This window comes from Levilactobacillus mulengensis, assembly GCF_003946045.1.
Lineage (GTDB): Bacteria > Bacillota > Bacilli > Lactobacillales > Lactobacillaceae > Levilactobacillus > Levilactobacillus mulengensis.
In genome coordinates this window covers 17,444-43,383 of the sequence record NZ_RHNW01000006.1, presented here as the reverse complement: position 1 = coordinate 43,383, position 25,940 = coordinate 17,444, and the positions used below count along the sequence as shown (strand labels likewise).

The 25,940-nt window shown below is 52.3% G+C and carries 19 protein-coding genes; 14 read left to right on the top strand and 5 right to left on the bottom strand.

Annotated features, from left to right (window positions below):
• The first annotated feature begins 613 nt into the window (after positions 1-613).
• From wecB to EKM84_RS07090, 3 genes are all read left to right on the top strand, one after another.
• On the top strand, positions 614-1,747 hold the full coding sequence (gene wecB, locus EKM84_RS07100; protein WP_125765089.1) for a non-hydrolyzing UDP-N-acetylglucosamine 2-epimerase: 1,134 nt from the start codon (positions 614-616) through the stop codon (positions 1,745-1,747).
• On the top strand, positions 1,740-2,597 hold the full coding sequence (locus tag EKM84_RS07095; protein WP_125765088.1) for a nuclease-related domain-containing protein: 858 nt from the start codon (positions 1,740-1,742) through the stop codon (positions 2,595-2,597). Before wecB ends, EKM84_RS07095 begins: the two co-directional genes overlap by 8 nt.
• A 435-nt stretch (positions 2,598-3,032) precedes the next feature.
• Positions 3,033-3,953: a YihY/virulence factor BrkB family protein gene (locus EKM84_RS07090; RefSeq protein ID WP_125765087.1), complete on the top strand. Its 921-nt coding sequence runs from the start codon at positions 3,033-3,035 to the stop codon at positions 3,951-3,953.
• Positions 3,954-4,298: 345 nt separating this feature from the next.
• Here EKM84_RS07090 and EKM84_RS07085 read toward each other — a convergent pair whose 3' ends face one another.
• Positions 4,299-4,757 (bottom strand): flavodoxin, encoded by a 459-nt coding sequence (locus EKM84_RS07085; RefSeq protein WP_125765086.1) that lies wholly within the window; start codon positions 4,755-4,757, stop codon positions 4,299-4,301.
• A gap of 244 nt (positions 4,758-5,001) precedes the next feature.
• Between EKM84_RS07085 and recX the strand changes: the two genes are divergently transcribed.
• Together recX and EKM84_RS07075 are read left to right on the top strand one after the other, a co-directional pair.
• On the top strand, positions 5,002-5,802 hold the full coding sequence (gene recX, locus EKM84_RS07080) for a recombination regulator RecX (RefSeq protein WP_125765085.1): 801 nt from the start codon (positions 5,002-5,004) through the stop codon (positions 5,800-5,802).
• A 43-nt stretch (positions 5,803-5,845) separates the two neighbouring features.
• Positions 5,846-7,027: a serine hydrolase domain-containing protein gene (locus EKM84_RS07075; RefSeq protein WP_125765084.1), complete on the top strand. Its 1,182-nt coding sequence runs from the start codon at positions 5,846-5,848 to the stop codon at positions 7,025-7,027.
• Positions 7,028-7,099: 72 nt separating this feature from the next.
• Here the strand turns inward: EKM84_RS07075 and EKM84_RS14190 are convergent, their stop codons facing one another.
• The gene (locus EKM84_RS14190; protein ID WP_164511352.1) at positions 7,100-7,258 is read right to left on the bottom strand and encodes a hypothetical protein; all 159 of its coding nucleotides are present in this window, start codon (positions 7,256-7,258) and stop codon (positions 7,100-7,102) included.
• A 632-nt stretch (positions 7,259-7,890) separates the two neighbouring features.
• Between EKM84_RS14190 and ntdP the strand changes: the two genes are divergently transcribed.
• From ntdP to EKM84_RS07045, 5 genes are all read left to right on the top strand, one after another.
• Positions 7,891-8,445 (top strand): nucleoside tri-diphosphate phosphatase, encoded by a 555-nt coding sequence (gene ntdP / locus EKM84_RS07065; protein WP_125765082.1) that lies wholly within the window; start codon positions 7,891-7,893, stop codon positions 8,443-8,445.
• A gap of 804 nt (positions 8,446-9,249) precedes the next feature.
• The gene (locus EKM84_RS07060) at positions 9,250-10,362 is read left to right on the top strand and encodes an AI-2E family transporter (protein ID WP_125765081.1); all 1,113 of its coding nucleotides are present in this window, start codon (positions 9,250-9,252) and stop codon (positions 10,360-10,362) included.
• Between the two features lie 153 nt (positions 10,363-10,515).
• A complete protein-coding gene (gene tagD, locus EKM84_RS07055; protein ID WP_125765080.1) occupies positions 10,516-10,932 on the top strand; it encodes a glycerol-3-phosphate cytidylyltransferase in 417 nt (138 codons plus the stop codon).
• Positions 10,933-10,999: 67 nt separating this feature from the next.
• The gene (locus EKM84_RS07050; protein WP_125765079.1) at positions 11,000-11,884 is read left to right on the top strand and encodes a hypothetical protein; all 885 of its coding nucleotides are present in this window, start codon (positions 11,000-11,002) and stop codon (positions 11,882-11,884) included.
• Between the two features lie 14 nt (positions 11,885-11,898).
• A complete protein-coding gene (locus EKM84_RS07045; RefSeq protein ID WP_125765078.1) occupies positions 11,899-13,923 on the top strand; it encodes a CDP-glycerol glycerophosphotransferase family protein in 2,025 nt (674 codons plus the stop codon).
• A 500-nt stretch (positions 13,924-14,423) separates the two neighbouring features.
• Here the strand turns inward: EKM84_RS07045 and EKM84_RS07040 are convergent, their stop codons facing one another.
• Both EKM84_RS07040 and EKM84_RS07035 read right to left on the bottom strand, forming a co-directional pair.
• Positions 14,424-15,260 carry an alpha/beta fold hydrolase gene (locus tag EKM84_RS07040; protein ID WP_164511351.1) on the bottom strand — a complete coding sequence of 279 codons (837 nt, stop codon included), beginning with the start codon at positions 15,258-15,260 and terminating at the stop codon, positions 14,424-14,426.
• A gap of 320 nt (positions 15,261-15,580) precedes the next feature.
• The gene (locus tag EKM84_RS07035; RefSeq protein ID WP_225418168.1) at positions 15,581-16,114 is read right to left on the bottom strand and encodes a hypothetical protein; all 534 of its coding nucleotides are present in this window, start codon (positions 16,112-16,114) and stop codon (positions 15,581-15,583) included.
• A gap of 601 nt (positions 16,115-16,715) precedes the next feature.
• On the opposite strand from EKM84_RS07035, the gene EKM84_RS07030 reads away from it, so the two are divergent.
• From EKM84_RS07030 to EKM84_RS07020, 3 genes are all read left to right on the top strand, one after another.
• The gene (locus EKM84_RS07030) at positions 16,716-18,293 is read left to right on the top strand and encodes a peptide chain release factor 3 (RefSeq protein ID WP_125765076.1); all 1,578 of its coding nucleotides are present in this window, start codon (positions 16,716-16,718) and stop codon (positions 18,291-18,293) included.
• A 925-nt stretch (positions 18,294-19,218) separates the two neighbouring features.
• On the top strand, positions 19,219-21,348 hold the full coding sequence (locus tag EKM84_RS07025; RefSeq protein WP_125765075.1) for a lectin-like domain-containing protein: 2,130 nt from the start codon (positions 19,219-19,221) through the stop codon (positions 21,346-21,348).
• Positions 21,349-21,523: 175 nt separating this feature from the next.
• Positions 21,524-22,645 (top strand): zinc-ribbon domain-containing protein, encoded by a 1,122-nt coding sequence (locus EKM84_RS07020; protein WP_125765074.1) that lies wholly within the window; start codon positions 21,524-21,526, stop codon positions 22,643-22,645.
• Positions 22,646-22,732: 87 nt separating this feature from the next.
• Here the strand turns inward: EKM84_RS07020 and EKM84_RS07015 are convergent, their stop codons facing one another.
• A complete protein-coding gene (locus tag EKM84_RS07015; RefSeq protein WP_125765073.1) occupies positions 22,733-24,088 on the bottom strand; it encodes an FAD-dependent oxidoreductase in 1,356 nt (451 codons plus the stop codon).
• A gap of 299 nt (positions 24,089-24,387) precedes the next feature.
• Between EKM84_RS07015 and EKM84_RS07010 the strand changes: the two genes are divergently transcribed.
• A complete protein-coding gene (locus EKM84_RS07010) occupies positions 24,388-25,824 on the top strand; it encodes a C69 family dipeptidase (RefSeq protein ID WP_125765072.1) in 1,437 nt (478 codons plus the stop codon).
• Positions 25,825-25,940 lie beyond the last annotated feature (116 nt).

Here is a 25,940-nt window from a genome sequence, read left to right as displayed (position 1 = left end):
TTAGCTGAAGCTGAAGAGAGAACAGTAGGTAGAGAAGAGAATTGAGGGTGAGGAGTAGAGACAGACGTGAGCGGTGAGTGAGAACTGGCTCTACAGTCAGCCGTGAGGGCGGGAAAAATGGACTCAGCCGTGGGAGTTCTCTTAGCAACGGGCTGGGTTGCTTAGAGAACTGGTGTCTTTGAAACTCGTTTTTTGAGGTTCAAAGCAAGTTCGAAGACCGCTCTTTGGCTTCGGACGGCCGCCCAAGCGTTCCGGTCCGGTAAGTCAAGGACTGCCAGACAGAAATGAAAAAGACAGAGAAGTGAGCGAGAACTGGTGGATTCGGAGACAGTCAGCCGCGGAAATCTGTGACGGTCCTGTTAGACCGGTGGGCTTCCAGCCTTACAGGACGGGACGTCCTTTTAAACTCACGGGTTGGGTGAGGTTGAAAGGCGAGTGCGAAGACCGCCCTTTGGCTTCGGACGTTCCCCACAGACGGAAGTGGCTGACGGTCGCAGGCGGAACCAGTTCTCGCTCAGTGTAGCATTTGGGAGGAAAAACCGGAATTAATAACATGCCCGACACGCTTCTGCTATAATTGACCTAATCAACACCACTTTGGAGGGAAATGTTTGTGACAAAACCGATTAAAGTTATGACGGTGTTTGGTACCCGTCCAGAAGCCATTAAGATGGCCCCAATTATTTTAGCGATGCAGCAACGGCCGGCAGAATTTACACCGATTACCGTGGTCACGGCTCAACACCGGGAAATGCTGGATCAAGTGCTTGAAATTTTTAAAATTAAACCTGATTATGATTTAAATATCATGAAGCCCAAGCAAACGCTCAGTGACATCACCACGCGGGTCTTGACCCATTTGGATCATGTCATGACCGAGGCCCAGCCAGATATCGTGCTGGTCCACGGGGACACGACCACGACCTTCGCTGCCAGTGTGAGTGCCTTTTATCACCAGACGCTACTGGGCCACGTGGAGGCCGGCTTGCGGACCTGGGACAAGTACTCCCCGTACCCCGAGGAAATGAACCGGCAACTGACGGATATTTTAAGTGACCTGTACTTTGCCCCCACGGAATTATCCCGACAGAACCTGTTAAAGCAGGCCCATCCGGACGACCACATTTATGTGACCGGCAACACGGCCATCGATGCGCTCAAGCAGACGGTTGATGCTAATTACCAGCATGATGTCCTGACTCAGGTTGCCCCGGATCATCGGATGATCTTGCTGACGATGCACCGGCGGGAAAATCAGGGTGCACCCATGCATGCCGTCTTCAAAGCCGTGCGGCGGGTCGTTGAAGCCCATCCGGACGTGGAAGTCGTTTATCCGGTCCATTTGAGCCCGGTGGTTCAGGCGGCGGCTCACGAAGAGCTGGGCGGCATGGATCGGATTCATCTGATTGATCCCCTGGACGTCGTGGATTTCCATAACATGGCGGCGCGGAGCTACTTTATCATGACGGACTCCGGTGGCGTGCAGGAAGAAGCCCCCTCATTGAACAAGCCGGTTCTAGTTTTGCGGGACACCACGGAACGGCCGGAAGGGGTCACGAACGGAACGTTGAAGTTGGTCGGCACCGATCCAGCTAAGGTCACGGCAGCGATGGAAAACTTGCTATCTGACCAGGCGGCGTACGATCAAATGGCGCAGGCCAAGAACCCATACGGCGATGGTCACGCGTCAGAAAGAATTTTGGCCGCAATCGAAACGACCATCAATGGAGGAAATGCAAATGGCTGAGACGGCTTATGACCGGGCCGAAATCAAGACCACGGAACAGTTGTCAGAAATTATGCGGGATATTCATCAGGCCGCGAAGAAGCACAACGAACGTTTTGATTATAAAATCTTGCGCAACGTGCACTTTGCCAACAAGGTCAAGAATCCCGTGACTCAGGAAATGAACGAGGGTGATTCCTGGCGGGTCATGCAAATTGATAATTTACTAGTGACCTCGTTTGGTGTCATCAACGTGGAAAGCAAGTATTGGCGGGGGATGATTTTCCATGACCTCTCCGAAGAAATCTTTTCGTCTAGTCTGGACGACTTCTCGGCGGTCAATCTCAAGAACCGCGAGAAGGACCAGGATACCGCTGCAGCGCTGACTAACCGCTTGGACCGATTCTTCTTACCAAATTTATCGGAAGAAAACGAATCGCTGACGCAGGGCTACACCATGAGCCTGGAACAAGAGGGTCGTGGGCAACGTTCAATCACGCTACACACGGGCATCAGTAACCCCGCCACGCAGGCCGAACTCTCGTCGAAATTGTTAGTGCGCTACATTAATAGTGAAATTACGATGCACAAGCAATTGGAGAACAAAAATGACCGGATCATCGACTTTGTGAAGCCGTTAGTCTATTATAATTACTACGATCGTTACGACCGGACCAATTCGCTGGTCGTGGGGAATAAGACCAAGCTGAACGCCCACGACGCGTATAACTGTACGGCGGTCGCCAATTACGACGATTTAGCCACGTTCATCGAATCGTTCCGTCAGGCCAAGCGCGTGCGCTTCAGCCGTAAGACGCTGGAAAAGATGATTGGCACGTTGAAGTTCGCCGAGGATTACGGCTCATTCTAGTGGCGATGATCTTTAGCTAGAATGGGACCAATAGGCTATTGCGAGATAGTTGGAGAATTGGTAAACTGATAAGTCGCAGTCACAATTACTGGGACAAGTTACGATTGGGTATAGTGATTGATTTTGTGGACAATCAAGTTGACGATAAATAGATTACCAACAGAAAACAATTCGAGACACAAATAGAAGATGGTTTGGTCAGTGTCAGTGACCAGAGGCGGGCCAAGGTGACCAGCTGTGTCGATGGTCTTAGCTGAGTGATTTTTCTCAGCTTAGAGCATGGGACAACCTTTGAGACCGCACCCCAGGCTCAAAGTTGAGGTGGAAGCCCGCTCTTTGGCTGGAACCGGCCCCACAGCAGGACTCCTTGAGCCCGCCGCCGGGAACGAAGGATACCAACCAACCCATCTTCTAGAAAAAGGAGGTTCGAACACCTTGACCATTCAGTGGCGCAAACGGGGCGCGCAACTCAAGCACGTTTACGGAACCATCATGAAGCACTACACGATGGCCAACGTGTCCGATTCCGCCGTCGTTTTGGCCTATTATACGTTGCTGTCGCTATTCCCAGCCCTGCTGGTGCTAGCCAGTATTCTACCTTATTTAAATATTCAAACATCGACGGTGCTGGATAGCATTGAGCCGATGGTGCCCGAAAGCATTTTTGACATGCTGGAGCCCATTATCCATTCGTTCCTGAATAATCGGAGCGGGGGCGTGCTGTCCATCGGGGTTATCGTGTCCATCTGGTCATCCTCCCGGGCGGTTGCGGCGTTCCAACGAACCGTCAACCGGGCCTATGGCGTCGCGAAGAATCAAAACGCGTTCGTCAATCGGGTCGTAGCATTTTTCTGGATGGTCGTGCTGATTGCCTTTCTGTTTGCCCTCATGATCTTCTTTAGTTTCGGGCAAATCGTGTTGGAAAAGCTGACACCGTTACTTCACCTGCCACGGGCAATCCTGGCGTACGTTAACGCGTTGAAATGGCCCTTTACGTTTTTCGTGGTCTTCGTCGTGTTGATGATTCTCTTTTACTTCGTGCCCAACGCTAAGTTAAAATGGCGGTTCGTGTGGCCCGGGGCTCTGGTCGCCACGGTGGGTTGGTTACTCCTCTCGCAGGCGTTCTCCATCTATGTGAAATACTTCGTCCACAATATTGATAGCTACAAAACAATTGGAACGTTCATTTTCTTAATGTTCTGGTTAGACTTCACCGGATTGATCCTGATGTTTGGGGCCGTGTTGAACGCGGCCATCCAGGAGTTAATCGTGGGGGCTATCGAGGAACAAAAGGCGTTGGCCATCCCCAACCTGTTAAGGTATCGAAAATATCATTTAAAAAACAAAGAGAAATAAGCAAAGAGCCTCCTACCAACAAGTTTGTCGGTGGGAGGCTTTATTTGTGCGTATTAATATAATTGTGAGACATAGAATCAAATACGGATAGAAAGTAAAACAAAGACCAGCAATTCGTGGATAGCCACCAAAGCCGCCTAAAGACCACAAACGTCAGTGACCAGAGGCGGACCAAGGTGACCAGCTGTGTCGATGGTCTTAGCTGAGTGATTTTTTCTCAGCTTAGAGCATGGGACAACCTTTGAGACCGATTCTCAGGCTCAAAGTTGAGGTGGAAGCCCGTTCCTTAGGCTGGAACCGGCCCCACAGCAGGGCGCCTTGAGCCCGCCGCCGGGAACGAAAAAGTTAGCTGTGTTTAGCGTGGTAGGTGTCCACGAGCTGTTGGGCCATGGCGTCGAGTTGGTCGATAGCGGCCTGATCCGGTGCCAAGTTAATTTTAACGGGAGCTGCACCGCGAATGGCGCCAGTCTTCTGGAAGGTGGCGTCAAAGTGATCCACCGTGGTGTTGTAGTATTCGCCATAGAAGGTATCGCCGGAACCGGCCACGCCGTAAATTTTATCGGTCAGGTCGATGGCTTGGAGGTCCTCGTAGAAGTCCATGCCTTCGTCGGGGAGGGAGCCCTCGTCGTAGGTATAGGCACAGACCACACAGATGTCGACGTTTTCAAATTCGGCAGCGTCCGTTTGTGAAATCTCTGTCTCGGTGACCTGACATCCCAGGTCTTCCATTTTTTCCGTGACGATGTCCGCAACGTCTTCGTTATTGCCGGTGATGGTGGCAAAGACCACTTGTGCTGTTACCAAAGCGCTCACTCCTTATTTTTAGATCGACTGGTCAATCGGTTGGGACCGCCAGCAAGTTGTCCCAATTATAGCAGGTCACTGCGATGGTGACTAGGAATCGTTGTGGCGGCCAACCGTGATTGCCGCGAAAAGATGATTGACTAACAAATCTGTCGCTCTGCTTCCCACACCCCCCGGTGAACTGGTAAAATAATGCCAAGAACAGCAAAATGTTTCTGAAATTGAGAAAAGGATGTGAGGGTTAATGGCCGTCATTACCATGATTGAGGCCCAAAAACGTAGTGGCCGGTATAATATTTACATTGACGGCGCTTACGCGTTTCCGGTGAGTGAAGGCGTGCTGATCGATTTTCGCCTATTCAAGGGCATGGAAGTTGACCAGCAATTAAAATCTCAGCTGGTGGATGCCGATAACGTGTCCAAGGCCTACAACCGGGCGCTGGATTATCTGTCGAATCAGCTGCGCACGGAAAAAGAAGTGCACGACAAGCTGGTCACCTTAGAGATTCCGGAACCCACGATTGACGCGACGTTTAAAAAATTACGCGAGTTGCATTTACTAGACGATGCCCATTACGCGGCGAGCTACGTGCGAACCATGATGCACACGGGTGACAAGGGTCCCCGCGTGATTCGCCAGCATTTACGGCAAAAAGGAGTCGGCGAGAAGCTGATCGACGATGCGTTGCTCCTATACACACCAGAGGACCGCTTGACCGTGGGGACGGCCGTGGCCCAGAAGCTGGCGAAACGGTATCACCGCCAGGCCTTTGGCACCCAGCAACAGAAGATTCGCCAGGGGCTGATGAGCCGCGGCTTTAACAACGATGAGATTGGGCAAATGCTGGAATCGCTGGACCTAACACCAGACGTCGACCAGCAGCACGAGTTGTTGGTCAAACAGGGTGAAAAGGTCTGGCACCGTTACCGGACGCTCAGCCCATCGGAACGCAAGTATAAAACGAAACAGGTCCTGTATCGCAAGGGATTTCAGCTCGACGACATTAGTCAGTGGCTGGCTGATTTAGGGGAATCGGCCGAGTAGTTTTTAGGCAACAACCAAGCACTAGGAGTAAGGGGATGTTGAGATGCACAAGAAGACTTTAGGGGCCTTGGTGGCATTTGGCATGGTTTTGGGAATCGGGGGTGGCCTCGCGTGGTGGTTCAACGGGCTGGCGGAGACGCATCCGCAGCCCGCAGCCGTTAGCAGTAGCTCTTCGGTGGTTAAGCCGAAGCCCAAGCCGCAACCAAAGAAGCCGGCCAAGAAAAAGACGGCACCCAAGCAAACAGCGGCCTCCCGAGAAATCGATGCCATTTTACGGGCCAACCGGTTCGTGGGGACCGCACTGGTCATGCACGGGGACAAGGTCATCTACCAGCAGGGGATGGGCTACGCGGATGCCGGCGAGCAGAAAAAGAACGGCGTCAACAGCGTGTACCAGCTGGCATCCGTGCAGAAGTCGTTTACGGCCGGTCTGATCATGAAATTAGCCGCGGCCCAGAAACTCTCACTGACGGATCCGCTGTCCAAATACTACCCGCAGATCAAGGGGTCCAAGCGCATCACGTTGCGGGACATGCTGGATATGAAGAGCGGGCTGACACTGGAGGCCTTTCCGGATACCTTGAATTCGGAAAATGGCATGATCAAATTTATTTTGTCCAATATCATTAGTCAGCCGCGAGATATTGGCAAGTGGAACTATTCACCGGTCAACTTTATGTTGCTGGCGGGAATTATCCAGCAGGTCAGTGGGGAAAGTTACCGTCAATACTTCACGGAAAATATCATTGAACCGTGGAACCTGAAGCACACGGGTTTTGTGTTTAAGATGGCCCACCGCCGAGCCTTTTCTCAGGGGTATCAAAACAATAACCAGGCGGACGTTGATACCAACTACGACGCCAAATACCCCGAATCCCGGGCATCGATGTTCTATCAATTTGGGACGGGCCAGGTCTACATGTCGGCCCACGACCTCTTCGTTGGTGAGCGGAACATGTTACTGGGTAAGCTGTACCCAGCCAGTGACGTCAACGTCTTGCTGGCACCGGGGACGGCCTCGATGTACGGCGGGGGCGCCTACGTTTACCCCGGGTACATCCGGGTCCACGGCCTGGCCTACGGGTACGAGGCGACGGCCCTCGTCAGCAAGGACGGCGAGGACGGCGTGATTCTCCTGAGTAATTACTACCGGGCGAACCAACTGTCCCAGACGCCAGCTATTCAGATTTGGAACCTCTTAGAGGCGGGCCAATTGAATCACTAACTGAACGCAACGTCAAAGGACCTGACTGCCCAGAAGTGGGCGTCAGCTCCTTTGACGTTGGGTCGGCAACCGTTAAGCTTTAGGCCGACTGCCGTAAGCCCGCTTGGATTTGTAGCCAGCGGCGAGAAGCTTACGCATGTCCGCGATGTGGCGTTGCTTGGTATCCTCGGCCAACAGTTCGGCGACTTGTGGAATCATGGGTTCAAAGGTACTAAGGGGAGCTTGAGCCAAAAGTGTTCACCTCGTTTAATAAATTGGGTGGTGCGAGTTTCTGATTGGCATTAGTATAGCATTGTTGGGTGAGGGGATGGTTGGCGGCAGGGGTCGAGGTGAGTTGGCGAAGAAAGGAAAATCTGTGTCGGTGAGTAGAAAATGGTTACTGTAATTGGTGTTCACATGACACAACTGATGAGAGCAGAGTGTGGCCGGGAGAAACAAGTGTCAGCCGCAGGGCTGGTAAAAATGGGTTGGTTAGGACAATGTCAGTGACCAGAGGCGGGCCAAGGTTACCAGCTGTGTCGATGGTCTTGGCTGGAGTTCTTTTCCAGCCTAGTCCATGGGACGACCTTTGAGACCGATTTTTGGCTCAAAGTCGAGGTGGAAGCCCGCCTTTTGGCTGGAACCGGCCCCATAGCAGGGAACCTTGAGCCCGCCGCCGGGAACGGCCAATACCGCGTCCCGGCCCATTTTCACCACCCCGGAGGTGATGCAGTTGATTAAGTTAATTTTACTGGGGGCAGGTGCCATTCCACAGGTTTTGTCGTGCATAATCGGTCTGAACCTATTCAAAGAGCGCCAAATCTGGTATAATGTTGAGTGAATTTTTATAGTTACCCGTTACTTTTGGAAAGTAGGGTTTATACATGACGCGCGAAGCTAGAGGACCTAAGGAAGGCGACTTCATTACGATCAAAAGCTACAAGCACGACGGAAGTTTGCATCGAACTTGGCGCGACACTATGGTACTCAAAACAAGCGAAAACGCCCTCATTGGCGTCAACGACCATACGTTGGTCACTGAAGACGATGGGCGGCGGTGGGTGACACGAGAGCCCGCAATCGTTTATTTTCACAAGCATTACTGGTTCAACATTGTTGCGATGATTCGGGACAACGGGGTGTCGTATTACTGCAATTTGGCGTCCCCGTATGTGATGGATAAAGAAGCGCTCAAATACATTGATTATGATCTCGACGTGAAGGTCTTTCCGGATGGTGAAAAACGCCTGCTCGACGTTGACGAGTATGAAGATTTCAGCCAACGGTGGCATTACGGCGAAGAGACCGATCGCATTTTAAAGGCCAACGTGTTGACCTTGGTCGATTGGATTAATCATCACAAGGGCCCCTTTTCCCAAGCCTATGTCGATCTCTGGTATCAACGGTATCAGGAGCTGCTGCGGCGCTCGAATGATTAGTAAGAGTTGTCTTCCGTACCACCAGGAGCAAGTCCATTCGTGGCTCGCTCCTTTTTTCTAAATTGGGATACGGGGCGAATTGCGCGTTGGTTTCGCCTCCGGGTCGGTGAAAATAGGCCGGAACGCTGTGGGCGCCGCCCGGAGCCGAAGGGCGGTCTCCGGACTTACTTTGAGTCGAAGAGCACGTCTCAAAGATAGCAGTCCTCTAAGCGGTAAACCGCTAAGAGAACTCCCACGGCTGAGCCTATTTACACCGACCCTCCGGCTGGCATGGGTTTAGCCCCGTATCCGAATGGGTTCAGGATATTGTGTTTCTAGTCCGTAGGCTAAATTTGTGTTAAACGAATACAATTGTATCAGTGAGCATAGCAAAGGAATGTAACACGGTGTTTGGTTCCGACGCTGTTTTATCAATTAATTGACTGCACATGGTCAGAGTCATCGACGGTTAGACATAAACAGTAACAACAAAAACAAAAAGTACATAATCATTGCGGTTTAAACTAGTGTGAGCCGCAGGGCTGGTGAAAATGGGCCAGTCGTGGCAGTGACCAGAGGTGAGCCAAGCCGACCAGCTGTGTTGGTGGCCTTGGCTGGGGCATTTTCCCAGCCTAGTCCACGGGACAACCTTTGCGACCGGTCCTTAGGCGCAAAGTTGAGGTGGAAGCCCGCTTTACAGGCTGGAACCGGACCCACAGCAGGGCCGCTTGAGCTCACCGCCGGGAACGGACGCGACGAAGGCCATTTTCACCAGCCCGGAGGCACTGCAAGAACACTAGTTTAAACCAGGAAGGGGCAACCGGGATGAAATGGGTCGCGAATTCAAAAATCATGTTTTGGTCACTAGAACTGTTGATTGTGGCGGCACTGATTTGGGTCTGCACGCAGATTAGTTTTTTGTTTTCACCAATTGGCATTTTTCTCTCAACCATCTTTGCACCACTACTCTTATCGGGAATTCTGTTTTACTTACTGAACCCGTTGGTCAAAATTTTGGAAAAAGTCCGTTGGAAGAAATTTCACATTAACCGGACCGGGGCTGTGGCCTTGGTGTTCTTACTCCTGGTCCTGATTCTAGTTGCGGGTGGCATGTGGCTGATTCCGCGGCTGGTGACGCAGGTGACCACGCTGGTGAGCAATATCCCTGACTTTGCCAAGTCGACCGAGGGGGTTCTGCGCAAGGTGATTGACCAGCCGGCGTTTAAGAACATCGATTTCTCAAAATATCTGAGTCAACTACAGTCGGCCCTCTCCAAATACGCTCAGAGCTTCATGAGCGGCCTTACCAGCGGAATTGGTGCCATTATTGGGACAGTGACCACGGTGACCGTAACAGCCGTTACAGTGCCTGTCATGCTGTTCTACATGCTTAAGGATGGCGACAAGCTGATGCCGGCCATTCGCAAGTGGCTGCCAACCAAGCACGGCGACCAGACCGCGGAGCTGCTGAGCCGGATGAACACGACGATTGCCCGCTACGTGGGTGGTCAGATTATTGAATGTGTCTTCGTCGGGAGCTTCACGGCCATTGGGTACTTCTTCGTGGGTGAAAAATATGCGCTGTTGTTGGGATTGTTCGCGGGCCTGTGCAACTTGATTCCTTACGTGGGCCCGTACATTGGGATTTTACCAGCGTTGATCGTGGCATTTACCAGTAGCACCAGCCTGGTGATCTACGTGATCATCGTGGTGGTCGTTGTCCAACAGATCGATGGCAACCTGGTTTACCCCAACATTATTGGCAAGAGTTTGCAAATTCATCCGTTGACCATCATCATTATTTTGTTGGCCGCGGGAAATATTGCCGGGCTGTTGGGTATGATTTTAGCTATCCCATTCTATGCCGTGGTTAAGACGATTGTTCAGTATCTTTACAGTATTTGGCGCCTGGAGCATTCCGAGCGCAAAGCCCTTTAGCGGGGCAAAATTTCTCAAGAAAAGTGTAACGTTTGCGGTTTGAAGTTGACGTCACCGCTGAATATGCTACTATTTAGATTGTTATTGGAATTTTTTAGCGACCCCCTCAGGGACTATCGAGGGAAATTAACCAGATAAAGTAGGAGAATCTACATGAAAAAAGTAATTACGTACGGAACGTTTGATCTGTTGCACAAGGGTCACATTCGGTTATTGAAGCGGGCTGCGGCCTTAGGCGATGACTTAACGGTTTGCGTGTCTTCCGACGAATTTAACGCCGAAAAGGGCAAGCGGGCTTACACGTCATACGAAGACCGTAAGTACATCTTGGAAGCCATTAAGTACGTGGACCACGTGATTCCTGAAACCACTTGGGACCAAAAGATTCGCGACGTTCAAGAAAATGACATCGATATCTTCGTCATGGGTGACGACTGGAAGGGGAAGTTTGACTTCTTGAAGGACTACTGTGAAGTTATTTACTTACCACGGACGGAAGGCATCTCCACGACTAAAATTAAGCACGACTTAGGCCTTTCAGACGAAAAAGACTGGCAGGAAAAAGAGTAGTGTTGGTGATAATCCTTAGTCGTTGACTAGGGATTTTTTCTTAGAGAGCGTAGACGGAGGCAAACGAATGCAACAGATTATTTTTCTAGTGACGTCCTTAAACGGGATGCACAAACCAAACTTCTCACAGCAGTTGTTACAGGCCGTGCGGAAAGGGGTGCCGGTCAGTGTCTTGGTCGCGCTAGTTGATTTTGAAGCGACTTGGCAGGTCCGGGACTACCTGAATCGCTTGGCTCAAAAGAACCCCGATGTGCAAAACGTGAATTTAATCACGTTGGCCGACCTGTATCAGGATGAACAAGGGTTGAAGCTGACCAGTGGGGAACGCAACGAGCCGGTACTGACGGACTTTGACGAACGACTCTTTGCTGACAATGAAGAACAAGTGAAACGCTACTTAGACGCGGGTCATTTAGTGGCGGAATTACGCCAATTGAACGACGAAACGCCAATGGTCTTGCGGCAATATCAAGCAGACCAATTGAAACAAATCGATACTTATGGATTGGACGGGAACGTTGTGGGCATCGAAAAGATTGCCGATGAGGTTGCCCAGACCAGTTACATCTTAAACGCCAAGGGAGAAGCTGTCCTGCGGTTTGTCCGGCATGAACGGCCGGTCGATCAGGTCTTTAACCTGAGCAATTCGTCAGCAATGTTAGCCACGGAATTTGCGGATGCTAAGCAAAACGCGGCGACGGCCAACATGACCAAGCGACAACGGAGTAAGGCCGAGGCCGCAACGATTGACCACACCTCAATCGTGTCGACCACCGAAACCTATTATGGGGTTCTGGCGTACTCCAACTACCGGCGCTTTGATAATTTGTATACCTTTTATCAAGCCGTGTTGAGTCACCTGTTGACACCGGACACCCAGCTATACGTGGACTTGGCCGTTAACGCCGAGTTATCCCCACAGATGCCGAACCAGCTGATTTTTAATTACTAAGGAGTTTTTCCATCGTGCGTGCGATTTTATCTGGATTACATCATAAAAAGAATTTACAAGAACTGGAACTTGAATTGATCGACGTGCCGGAACCCTTCGATGATCTGGCGGTAACCTTCTTGGAGAAGAACACCCAGGCGTCGATCACCGTGCCCATCAGCAAGGTAGTCAGCGCCGAGGTCGTGCAGATTCGGGTGGATGCCAATGCGCTGCAGTTTGCGGCAGAAGGCCAGAGTGAATTTAGCTGGGAACTGTATTTAAACATTCGCCAGCAGAATACGCGGGGCTTGGTCCAGGTCGAAAGTGAATACCTGAGTGACCGGCACCAATTTACCCTGACCAGTTATTACCAAGTGAATAGTGATGCCGAGGGGATGGCGCTGTTTAACATGCACACCCAACAGGCGGAGACTGAATTCACGATTAGCGCGATTAACTTGCAGGATGACCAGTTACAGGTTATCGGGCAAAGCCGCATCAACGGGCAACCCATCGAGAACCAACGCCTGGTCTTAAAGAATGAGCAACAGGATAGTTCTGCGGAATGGCCAATCGCGCACATGAGCCTACATGGGCTCTTCACGGCGTCGATTCCGCTGTCGGACTTGGTCAAAGACACCAAGCAACAGCTGTTTATCCGCTCAACGGTGGCTGGTCAGGACCTGGAACAACGGGTCGTATTGGCCAAGTCGTTAGCTGGGCAAGTGACCCAGGCGGTGACGCCAGGGCATCGCTTGGTCGTCGTTGAAAAGCGCTTTGACAACGGAATTCGGGTGCGGGAAATGGCCGCACCAACGCTGCCACAACGCGTGGCGAATGCCTCTAGCAAAGTCGGTGGTGTCACCAAGTTGTTCTCCATGTTAATGGACAAGGTCAATTTGGCATACATGCGCCGGTTATTCAAGCGCGGTCACCGGGCATTTGAGCAACCAACCATCATCTTCGAAAGTTTTGGTGGGCGGCAGGTCAGTGACTCGCCATACGCCATTTACCGGCTGTTCGTCCAACTCTATCCTGGTTTCAACTTTGTCTGGTCGATCGACCGGGAACAGAAGAAGTTCTGTAAGGAAAATGACATTCCATTTGTCATTCGGCGGACGTCCAAGTGGGTACGGACGCTAGAAAAGGCCAGCTTCTGGATTAGTAACGCGCGGTTCCCATCCTGGGTGCGCAAGCCAAACTACGTGACCTACATCCAAACCTGGCATGGGACGCCGTTGAAGAAGTTGGGCCTGGACATTGAAAATGTCTCCATGCCCGGCACAACGACGGCCAAGTACCACGCCAACTTCGTTCGTGAAGCCAACCGCTGGGATGCGTTGGTTTCACCTAACGATTACTCGACGCGGATCTTCCGGTCAGCCTTTGGGTTTAACAATCAGATCTTAAAGGTCGGTTATCCGCGAAATGATGAACTGATCAACAGTACGCCTGAAGACGTGACTGCGCTGAAGGAACGGCTGGGGATTCCGCTCGATAAGAAGGTCGTGCTCTACGCGCCAACTTACCGGGACAACCAGTTCGCTGAGAAGGGGAAGTACACCTTCGAGCTGCCATTCTCCCTGGATGACTTCCGCAAGCGATTCGGCCAGGATGCCGTTCTGGTTCTGCGGATGCACTATTTGATTTCCAATGCCCTGGATATCAGTGGCTACGAGGGTGTCGTCTTTGACCTCTCCAACCACCCAGATATTTCCGAGCTGTACCTGATCTCAGATATGCTGATCACCGATTACTCGTCCGTCTTCTTTGACTTCGCTTACCTCAAGCGGCCAATCCTGTTCTACCCGTACGATTACCACATGTACAAGGACGAACTGCGGGGCTTCTACCTCGATTACGAAAAGGACTTGCCGGGTGAAATTGCCCACAACGAGCATCAGTTGTTGGACTTGGTTTCCGACAAACTGAAGACGCCGGACATGAGCGGTAATCAGAAGTTTATGGACTTCTACCGGCGTTTCTGTGCGATTGATGATGGGCTCAGTTCCCTGAAAATCGTCAACTACGTCGTTCAACAAATCGAAAAGAACGTCTAGCTTTGGCGAGCTAAACCTGTCGTTGTCCGCGTCTCCGGGCTGTTGAAAACTGGGTCTGGTCGTTTCCGTTCCCGGCGGCAGATTCAAAGTGCCCGGCTATGGGGTCGGTTACAGCCAAAAGGCGGGCTTCCACCTCGATTTTGAGCCGAAGAGCGGTCTCAAAAGTCGCCCCGTGGGCTAGGCTGGCAAAGAACGCCAGCCAAGACCACCGACACAGCCGGTCACTTTGATCTGCCTCTGGTCACTAACAACGACCTAGCTGGGCCCAGTTTTCCCCAGCCCTGCGGCTGACGCGGGTTTAACCCGCCAGCTGGCGGTTCTTTTGCGGTAGCTGGGGCGACTAGATTTGTGCGGGTTTTGCCGAAGTGGTCAGGTTAACTGGCTGTGAATTTTAAAATGAAATAAATAAAGCTGAATGCACTCGCCAATTATGGTTGAGGGCATTCAGCTTTTTCGTTTGATTGAAATTTTGATCATTGATTTGGTAGCTAAGCAATTGACTAACGTAGAAAGTCGTTGGCCTTTTTGACAAATTCATCGTTGAATTGAAAGACACCGGCGTGGCCTGCGTCTGGGTAGATGACGAGCTCGCTATTTTTGAAGGCTTTGGCCAGGTTGTAGCTGTTTGGCTTAGTGGGGACCATGGCATCGTGATCACCGTTCGCAACCAGTACCGGCAAGTCCAGCTGGGAGAAATCGATAGCTGACTCCGTACTCCATTTGTTGATGGCCTTCAGTTGGGTTCGGTAGGCGCTCCAGCCGATTGAACGGTCACGGTTGGTTTGCCGGGCCTTGATGCGGGTTAAGAACTTGGCAGCTTGTTGCTTGCCGTTGGCCGTCCGGGTGAAGAAGAGGTAGGTTTTCACATCCTTGAAGGTGAAAATGGCTTTGACCAGGGAACGGTCAGAAATCTTGGTCACATCGCCAATGCCTTGGCCGCCACGAGGGCCAGTTCCCGTTAGCAGAGCCCGCCGAATCAGGGTCGGTTCCTGGTTGATGACTTCTTGCGCCACGAAACCACCCATTGAAAAGCCAAACAGGTCGACTTGTTTGAGGCCCAGCGCGTGGATAAATTCGCGAATCTCCTGGGCCATGCCTTGGATGGACTGGGCAGCTTTACCGCCGGAACCGCCGACACCTTGATAGTCGGGGAGAATCAGTTGATGCTCTTGGGCCAGGCCATCCACGACGGTCGGATCCCAGTTGTCGAGATTACCTGACAGGTGAATCAAGCCAATGACTGGGACGGTGGCAGGTGTGCCGATTACACGGTACGCAAAGGTTTTATTTTCCGGTGTGACGAGTGTTTTCGTTGGTGTGTCAATGTATGAAGTCATGATGAGCAGGTCCCCCGTTTGGTTTAGTAACAGATTTTCGATTTGTGATTAAGGTGAGTGTACCGCATGTGGTAACAAAAATCAATAATTGTTACTTATGAAATTAGACTGAATTAAAAAAGCTGAATGCGTTCACCACGTTAGGTGAGGGCATTCAGCTAAAAGTTATGTTGGAAAATAGGTTAGTGGCCAGAGAAAGCTACATGGCTACGGACTAAGACGATAGGAGCCGAGAGGGTGGTCAAAAATAGATGCCGTGTGGGCAGAATGTTTACGTGACCTGACTCGTAGAATAAGTATCAGGCAGGCGAAGCAGCTGACTATTTGCCGTAGCTGGTGGCTTGGTGGTAGGCGTGGGCGGTCAAACGATTGGCCTGTTCCGCCGTGATCCCCGTGCTGTCAAAGTAGTGCTGCAAAATAATCCGGTACTGGCGGTGAACCAATTTTAAATCAGGCCGCTTGGTGTGAACCAATTGTTGCTGGGCACTTTGGGCTGCCTTTTTCGCAGAGGCGGATTGCTTTAAATTTTTAACCAGGTAGGTCACGTTCTTGCTGGCCTTCTTGGATTGCGGACTGACCGGTTGATTGGCCGTGCGGCTGCTGGCCAACGACTGTTTCATGTTGGCGGTCAGGCTGGTGACCTCGTAGTATTGATTCTTTTTTAATTGCACGTGATCGTAGCTCAGAAACAACAGATTGTTCAGGAGCAGGGCAATCACGGCCAGTCCGGCCCCACAGAGGATAACGGACATGGTTGGTCGCAGTGGCTGGCGCTTGTTTCGGGCGACTAATAAGCCGACCAAACCACCCAAAACCACCAGGGCTCCCACGGCAAAGACAATTTTAATAAGCATGGCTTCAGTAGACGCCGACATAGTTTCACCCATTTCTAAATAAGTTCGTTCTAAAATTAGTTGTGGCCGGTTAAACAGGCCGTCCATTAAAACATTAATGGCATATCTACTATGATACCACACGCTAAGGGGGAGTTAAGTTAAAGCACGATTATTTTAGGCGATAAGTCATCGGGTACGGGGGTATTTGTCGGAGTAGAGGGTTCGGATGATGGTCAGTTGTGTGGGTGGTTGATTGGGGGAGATAATCGGTCACGAAATCGCAGCGCTAGTCTGAGTGACCAGAGGTGGATCAAGTTCCCCGGCTGTGTCGATGCCCTAAGCTGAGTGGGTTGCTCAGCTTAGGGCATGGGTCGACCTTGGAGACTGGTGGTTTTCCAGGCTCCAAGGCGAGGTGGAAGACCGTTTCTCAGGCTGGAACCGGGCCCCACAGCAGGGGAACTTGAATCCACCGTCGGGAGCGGCGGGTTGCGTCGTGGTTTCGCGCAGCCGACTAACAAACCGTGAATTGTCGGCCTAAATGTGTTAAAATTACTAGCTGTGACGTTTACATTAAAAAACGATAACTTAAAATATAAAATAACTTTTGTGAGGAAAACTAATGAGTGAAAAAACTTTAGCGTCAGCGGTTGATAAGCGCCGGACGTTTGCCATCATCTCTCACCCCGATGCCGGGAAGACGACGATTACCGAACAGTTACTGCTGTTTGGGGGCGTCGTGCGTGAGGCCGGTACCGTTAAGGCCCGGAAGAGTGGCAACTTTGCCAAGTCCGACTGGATGGAAATTGAACAGAAGCGGGGGATCTCCGTAACGAGTTCCGTCATGCAATTTGATTACCAAGGCAAGCGGATCAACATTTTGGATACCCCTGGGCATGAGGATTTCTCCGAAGATACCTACCGGACCCTGATGGCCGTCGACTCCGCCGTCATGGTGATTGACTCTGCCAAAGGGATTGAACCCCAAACCAAGAAACTGTTCCAAATTTGTAAAATGCGGGGCATTCCCATTTTTACCTTTATGAACAAGCTTGACCGGGATGGTCGGGATCCAATGGACCTTATCGCCGAACTGGAAGATGTCTTGGGCATCGAAGGTTACCCGATGAACTGGCCAATCGGGATGGGGAAGGAACTCAAGGGGTTATACGACCGGTATCACAACCGAGTTGCCCTGTTCCGGCCCGATGACGAGGACCACCAATACCTGCCACTGCAGGCCAATGGTGAGCTGGCCGAACACAACGACTTGGAAGAAGACGGCTGGTACCAGGATGCGCGCGACAACATGGAGCTGATTGGCGAAGCCGGGAATCAATTCGACGAAGCCAAAATCGCCAGTGGGGACCAAACGCCCGTGTTCTTCGGGTCTGCCTTAGCCGACTTTGGGGTTAAAACATTCTTGGAAACGTATCTGGAATACGCGCCGAAGCCTGCCAGTCACCATACTGAACAGGATACCGACGTGGCCCCAACCGACCCCGAATTCTCTGGCTTTGTCTTTAAAATTCAAGCCAACATGAACCCACATCACCGGGACCGGATTGCCTTCGTGCGTATTTGCTCGGGTGAATTTGACCGGGGGATGGACGTCATTCAGGAACGGACCGGGAAGAAATTACGGCTGTCCAACGTGACCGAGTTCATGGCTGATACGCGTGAAAACGTGGAAACGGCCGTGGCTGGGGACATTATCGGGCTGTACGATACTGGGAACTTCCAAATCGGTGACGCTATTTACACCGGGAAGAACAAGATTAAATTTGAAAAGCTGCCCCAATTTACGCCAGAACTGTTCGTCCGCGTGTCTGCGAAGAACGTGATGAAGCAAAAGTCCTTCCACAAGGGAATCAACCAACTGGTTCAAGAAGGGGCCGTTCAACTGTACACGTCTTATTCCACCGGGGATTACATCCTGGGTGCCGTGGGGCAACTGCAGTTTGAAGTCTTCCAATTCCGGATGCAAAATGAATACAATTCTGAAGTTATCATGGAACCCATGGGCAAGAAAACTGCTCGTTGGATCAACCCTGACCAATTGGACGAACGGATGTCTTCGTCCCGAAACCTGCTGGTCAAGGACAACCATGGCGAGCCGTTGTTCTTGTTTGAAAACCACTTCGCTGAACGGTGGTTCAAGGACAAGTACCCAGACGTTGAACTGACTTCCAAGCTCTAAACGGGTTAAACGGGTCGTTGCCTACGCCTCCGGGTCGGTGAAAATAGACCGTGATGCTGTGGGCGCACGTCTGGAGCCGAAGGGCGGTCTCCAGACTTACTTTGAGCCGCAGAACACGTCTCAAAGATAGCAGTTGCCTAAGCGGGAAACCCGCTAAGGCAACTCCCACGGCTGAGTCTATTTTCACCGCCCCTGCGGCTGACACGGGTTTATCCCGTTCGGTAGTGGTCAACGGTGACTTGTGTCGTTTACTTTTAAATTCTATTGTGTCCCAGCCATTTCATAATTTGAGGTGGTTGGGATTTTTTGGTAGAATTCTGCCAATTTCACTAACACAGCCGGGCACCTTGGCTCGCCTCTGGTCACTAACAACGACCTAGCTGGGCCCAGTTTTCTCAGCCCTGCGGCTGACACGGACGGGTTTATCCCGTTCGGTAGTGGTCAACGGTGACTTGTGCTAATTAACGTTAAATACTAGTGAATCCCTGCCATTTCATCATTTGAAGTGGTGGGGATTTTTTAGTAAGGTTCTGCCAAGGTCACTGACATTGGTGGTCAATTTTCCCAGCCCAGCGGCTGACACGGGTTTGGCCCGTTCGGCAATGTTCACTGGTGGCCTAGGCCATTTAAATTAAAATACAAGTGAAGCTCATCCATTTCGATTGTGAGGGGGCTGAGCTTTTTTGTCCCTTTTAACGGTCAGTTCACCGCCTGTGACGTCCCCAATCGGTCTAGTCTAAACCCACGACTATTCCTAGCAAATCAGCATTTCCGCCGTTACCTCCTCATTTTTCGAAGGATTCTCTTCGGATTTTGCGTGAAAGCCCCGTCATAAATTCAGTTCTGTTACACTATAAACGAAATAATAATCTTGAAAATTGATGATGCCCCACAATCGTTTGGGGGATGGAGAGGAGCGATTGCGATGAAGTTCAGAAGATGGTTCGGTTTTTTCTTAGGGCTGAGTTTGCTCGGCGTGGGTGGGATTACCGGTTGTGCCGATGCGGATTATGACCAGGCTTTGAAGACGGCACCGCAGGGGATTTCGCTTGATAACATTTTTACACCGGGGACGACGAGTAATAACCAGGCATCCGTGGTGACCGCAACGAATCCGACTGTGACGGGGACGCAGGCGGCGAAGATCAATAACGGCAAGAAGCAATTTGGCGCGCTCTGGTCCACGACGGACAACGTCTTCGATTTGACGCGCAATCAATCCGCGTCCATGTGGCTGTACTTTGGAAACACGGGCAAGAAGGCCGCTGATGGGATGGCCTTTGTGCTCCAGAACGATGACAAGGGCTTAGCGGCCACACCAACGTTTGGCAAGACTATCTCCGGGGAAACGCTGGGCGTGTGGGGCGTGGATACCGATAAGAAGCAGACCACGCCGGATAAGTTGGCGGCGACGGCGATTCAAAACAGCTGGGCGCTGGAGTTCGACACGCATTTAAACACGTCCACCAATTACGGCAACACCGGGGATGCGGACTCTTTTGACGTCGGGATTGCCGGTCCGCACATTGCCAACAACTATCCCGCGGCCGTGGATAGCTACCAAATGGTGCGGACCTCCACTTTACTGCCTATTTACAGTGTCGGCTACTACGCCACGCAGGACCACGCTGGCGTGTTGAAGGGGGATTACACCCTACTGTCCAACGGCTCGTGGCACCATTTAACGTTGGACTGGCAGGCCAAGTCGCAGCAGCTGACCTACACCTTTAATGACAAGGACCCGGTCACCGGGAAGGCTCAAACCGGTGCCAGTGAGTCGGCCAAACTCGACCTGACCGAGATCGACCCCCAGGGGACGGGGCAGGTTCGGTGGGGCTTCACCGGCGCGACGGGGGACAGTTATGAAAACAACCTGGTCGTGATGGAAGAGGTGCCCGGGCTGGTCGATGCCCAGGCGACGGCGACCCTGACGGACACGACCGCCGGCAAAGAAATTGGTGACGGCGACGTGATGAAGGGGCAGGACAGTTTTAAATTGGACTACCAATTGGATTACCTGACGGGTAAGCAGTCCTGGCAAGATGTGCAGGCGCATTTGCAAGTGCCCGAATACCTGGACGTGACGGCCGGGAAGATTACTTACGCCGACGGCACGTCAACGGTGGTGGATGTTAGCCAATTAACGGCGAACCAGTTAACGGTCAAATTGACCCAGGCCCTGTCGGCCAACAATCAAACGGCCCACGTGACCTTGACGGGGAAGGCGGCCAATTTAACGGTGCCGGTCACCGTGGACGCTGCGGCGAGTGGCTTCAGTGCCGTCAACGGCGTGGTCTCGGCGGAGACGACGGTCTTTACGCTGAACCCGACGCTAGAACTACTGGCGGCCTCTTTGTCCGGTAGCAGCGGTCAAGTGGAACCCGGCGAAGCTGCGACCATGAAGGGCCTCGTGGTGGTGCCGGAGGGGGTCGACCTGGCCAACCGGGACATGACGATTCATTCGACGCTCAACGGCAAGGCGCGCACCGATTTTAAGATCCCGGATGGCACGGACCCGTCCAGTGGTCGCTTTAATGTGACCGTGGCGGCCACGGACCTGCAGAGCGGCAAGAACACACTGGTGACCACGGTAGAGGACCCTTACGGCAACGTGTCTAACGCCGTGACGTATACGATCACCGTTAACCGGCAGCTGGTCTTTAACACGGTCGCCGAGAAAAGCTCATTTGAGGACACGACCCTGACCGGGACCCAGCAGAAGGTCAAACGAACCCTGGACTGGCAGGTCGAAATTTTGGATACGCGGGAAGCCGGTGCTAAGTGGGCCTTACAGGTGACCAGCACGGACTTCACGCGAGCAGACGGTCAGAAATTGGCGGGCACCCTGAGCTACTATGATGGGGATGACCGCACACCCATCAGCGACACGCCGATTGCGGTGAGCCAGGGGGAAGCGACCGGTAACGATGACCTGACGAACGTGGTTGATGACTGGGATGAGGATAACGGGCTGTTGCTCGAAGTGAATTCGGCGGCCCTGCAAGGCAAGTACAGTGGAACGGTCACCTGGTCATTGCATAACGTGCCCGAATAGTGAAGGACGCACACCTAGCGTGACGACAGTGGTCGTGGCGCTTATTTTTATGGCGGCCAATCCCTTAACTTGGCAAAATGTCCCGGTAGGAAAATAAAAGGTGGCTAAACCAGCTAGGCGTGGTCTATACTGGAAAGGCACTAATTATTTTACGTATAAAAGGGGTAGATGTTAGATGGAAGACACACAGACATTACGGTTTTGCCCGAAGTGCGGTCGGGAAAATGTCGAGCACGGCAAGTTCTGTCCGCAATGTGGGCAGTCACTTACGCAAGCGGCCCAACCGGCTGGCGCCAAGCAGGCGATTCAGCCACAGGCACCCGTGACGCCCGCTAGTCAGTCACGCGCGACGCATAACGATTCGACGACGGGACAACGGACGGCGCACGCGGAGACGGCCCACCACAGTGGTAATCGGAATTTGATTTTAAACTGGGAGAATCTGGAGCACGTTGGCGTCTGGATTCGCAACAACTTAGTGACGACCGGGATTGGCGTCTTCCTGCTGTTCCTGCTCTTCACGTTTGCGGCGGCCCACGTTGCCTGGTGGACGATTTTGCTATTATTGGTCTTGATTTACCTGATTGCCGGCAGTTATGGGACCGACGCCACCAGCTTTGAACGAAAGGTTAACCGGTATTACCGTGACCAGGATTACCGGTCAAATGTGAACCAAAACCTAAAGGCCAAGCAGAGTGATCTGCAGGCCAAGACGGCCTCGGCCATTAAGCAGGCTATGCCGCAATCAGCAACGTCCGCGGCTGCCACGGAACAACCCGCCGCTGGTCCAACGGCCCAATCGACCACGACCGCGCCAATTGCCAAGGGTCACCTGGGCATGGGCGTGACTGAAGTCATGGTCATCTTGGGTGCGTTGGCGGCGTTGGGATCCGTTTACGTGGGGCCTTACCTGCAGGCCTCCGCCTCGTTCTTTGATTCCTCTGCCGGGTTGACCCTGGCCAATTTGCTCAAGCTAGGGAGTTCGGCTTCGGAATTCTTCGGTCAAGACTCTAGTGCCGGGGTGTGGCTCGTGGCCTTAACCGCTGCGCCAATCGTTGCATTGGTCTTGGCGGTCTTACCTAGCCGGACGACCCGAATCATCAATGTTGTGGTGGCCATTGTGGTCGATCTGATCTTTGGGACGGTCTTCGGGTCCATTTACAACGGTATCGGTGGTGGCTATTCTGGGACGTTTGGCGATGCGGGCTTCGGTCCTAGCGCCTGGGTCTCACTAGGTGGCTGTGCCGTGCTGACCATCTTCGCCCTGATCTCCGCGTTTAAGCCGCGGAAACCTTAATGATGAACAAATAAAAAGTTTCGCCAATCGATTAGGATGGCGAAACTTTTTTGCTTCCACAACTTTTTTCAAAAGGGGGATGCGGGGTTATTTAGTGGTTTCTAAGGTGGCTACCTGCGCCTGAGCGGCTTGCGCCAGGATGTTCAGGTAGTTGAATGGCCGGTCAAAGTTTGGTTGGAACAGCATGTCGACCATGGCCAGGTCATCAATCGTGTTTTCATTTTGAATGCAGACGGACAGGGTGTTCGCCGATTGTGAGACGTCGTACTTACTCATCAAAGCGCCACCGAGAATCCGCTTGCTGTCTGGATCGTAAACCAGGGACATCAGCACGGGTTCCGTCGTTGGCATGAACTCTGGCCGGTAGTTGTCCTTGACGATAACTTGTTCGGCGTTGATGCCCTGTTGCTTGGCGGCGGCTAAGGTCAGTCCGGTGGAAACGATGGTCCGACCGTAAAGGGCTAAACCAGAGGAAGATTGTGTCCCCATGTACTTAACGGTGGGGTTAACCAGGTTCTTGCCGACTAAGATACCTTGACGAACCGCGTTGGTTGCCAGGGGAATGTAGGCGTTTTGGTGGGTCGGGTTATAGTGAACTGCTGCACTATCGCCGGCAGCGAAAATGTCGGGGTTAGATGACCGCATGTAATCATCCGTGATGATGGCGCCATTCTTAGCCATGTCAACTTGCCCCTTGAGCAGGCCGGTGGTGGGCCGGAAGCCGATGCAGAGGATAGCTAAATTGGTATCGTAGCTCCCCTTGTCGGTCTTGATGGTCACACCGTCACCGGTATCCGTAAAGCTTTGCACCGTTTCGCCCAGCGCTAATTGCACGTGGTTATCCCGGTAGTCCTGCTCGATGACGTCGGTGAATTCTTGGTCAAAGTACTTCGGCATGACGCGGTCCATGGCATCGATCAGGGTAACATCGTGACCGGTGGTGGAGTAAGCTTCGGCCAATTCGGCACCAATGTAGCCGGCACCGATAACCGTGATGTGCTTAGCGTGCTTGGCTTCTTCGATTAAGGTTTGGGCGTGGTTCCAGTTCTTGCAAAGCTTCACATGGTCGCCGTCAATCCCGTCAATCTTAGGGATGATGGGCCATGAACCGGACGTCATGACCAGCTTGTCGTAGCTTTCAGTGGTCTGGGCATGAGTCGCCAGGTCTTCAACCGTGACCGTCTTTTGGTCGGCGTCGATGGCCAAAACGTTGTGGCCCATCTGCACGTTAGCGCCTAAGCCCTTTAGTTCTTCGGGGCTAGAGTAGAACAACCCTTGAGGGTCCGCCACCTTGCCGCCGAGGTACAGGGCGATTCCGCAAGATAAGAAGGAGATATTATCATTCTTTTCGTAAACGGTGACTTCTGCATCGGGGTGTTCCGCTAAAATTTGCTTAATGGCAAAGGTTCCTGCATGTGTACAACCAACAACTGTGACTTTCATGGTGGTGCCTCCCAAAACAAGATTTTTTGAAGAGTCCTTCACAAACACGTCCATGTGAAATCCTTTTCAATTGATTACAACTCTATTTTAGACAATTCATCGAGAATGTCAACACTTTTCTGAAAGTGTTACCATTTTGTTGACAACGGGGATTGAACCCGAAACTAGTCTTGCTTAGCGAAAAGCGGTAAACTATAGAGCGTAGATTTACCTGTAAGTTCAGTGGCGAACACGGGTGACAGAACCACGCCGCGTTGGCCACTCACGGACAGGACTTATTTGAAGGAGTGACTAATTTAATGTCAAAAGTAGCCAAGCATCTCTCAGCCTGCACCTCCGTCTTGGTCGGTAAAGCCGCCACGGTCGATGGGTCCACGCTGATTGCTAGAAACGACGATACCTTTTTACCCTTAACGCCCCAACGGTTCTACGTCCATCCCGCAGAGCATGATCAGCCTAAGCGGACCTGGGTCTCCAACCAAAACGGCTTCACGGCACCAATTCCTAGCGACGGTTACCGCTACATGGCAACGCCCAACGTCGAAGTCGACAAGGAAGGGGTCTACGCCGAAAGCGGGTTCAACGAAAAGAACGTGGCGATGAGCGCTACCGAAAGTGTTTACGGCAATCCTGCCGCCTTAGCTTTCGATCCGCTGGTGGCCAATGGTCTGGCCGAAGACTCCCTGCAAACGATGGTGCTCCCTTACATTAACTCCGCTCGCGACGGGGTGCGCTACCTGGGGAACCTGATCAAGGAATACGGCTCACCAGAAGGTAACGGCGTGCTCTTCTCCGATCACGACGAAGTTTGGTACATGGAAATCGTCACGGGACATCACTGGGTTGCCCAACGGATTCCGGACGACGCCTACGCGGTGACCGCGAACCAAGTGGCCATCCAACAGGTGACTTTCGATGATCCAGACAACTTTATGTACTCCGAAGGCATCCAAGAATTCGTCACGACCAACCATTTGAACCCAGACCAGGACGGCTGGAACTTCCGTCACATCTTTGGGACCAGCACCGAAAAAGACCGGCATTACAACACGCCACGGGTCTGGTTCGGCCAACACGTATTGAATCCTGAAATTGAACAGGATCCCCAATCCAGCGACCTGCCATTTATCTGCCGGACCAGCCACAAGATCAGTGTGGAAGACGTGGAATACATTTTGAGTTCCCACTATAATGAAACCCAATACGATCCACTGGGCCCTGGCGACGGTGCGGACAAGCTGAAATTCCGGCCAATTGCCATGAACCGGACGCAAAATTCTCACGTGCTCCAGTTACGAAACGACGTGCCGGCTGACCGCTCAGCCATTTTCTGGTTGAACTTTGGGGTGCCTGCCTTCAGTCCTTACGTACCATTCTTTGCCAACGCCACCGATACGGATCCGTCGTACAGCCAGACGCCGGTCCACTTGGATGACGTCAGTGCTTACTGGATGTACCGCAAGATGTCCATGATTGTGGAATCCCATTATGTGCAGTTCATCGAACAGGATACGGACTACGTGACGGCCGCTAAGCAGGACTTACGGACCCACGTGGCCACGGCCTTGGCCGGTGCTAACGACCTGACTGGTGATGCCTTGACCGCCTACCTGACGGACCAAAATCACCAGGTGGTCGCCGACATGCGGAAGGTCACGACGCAGTTGACCAATGACTTGATTGAAAAGGGCCTGACGCTGTCACACTTGACCTTCAACATGGACAAGAATCTGTAAGACGGTTCAGGGCTTGCGTTTGTCAGTTCGTTCCCGGCGGCGGGCTCAAGACGGCCTGCTGTGGGGTCGGTTCCAGCCTGATTCTCAGGATTCCACCTCAACTTTGAGCCTGAGAA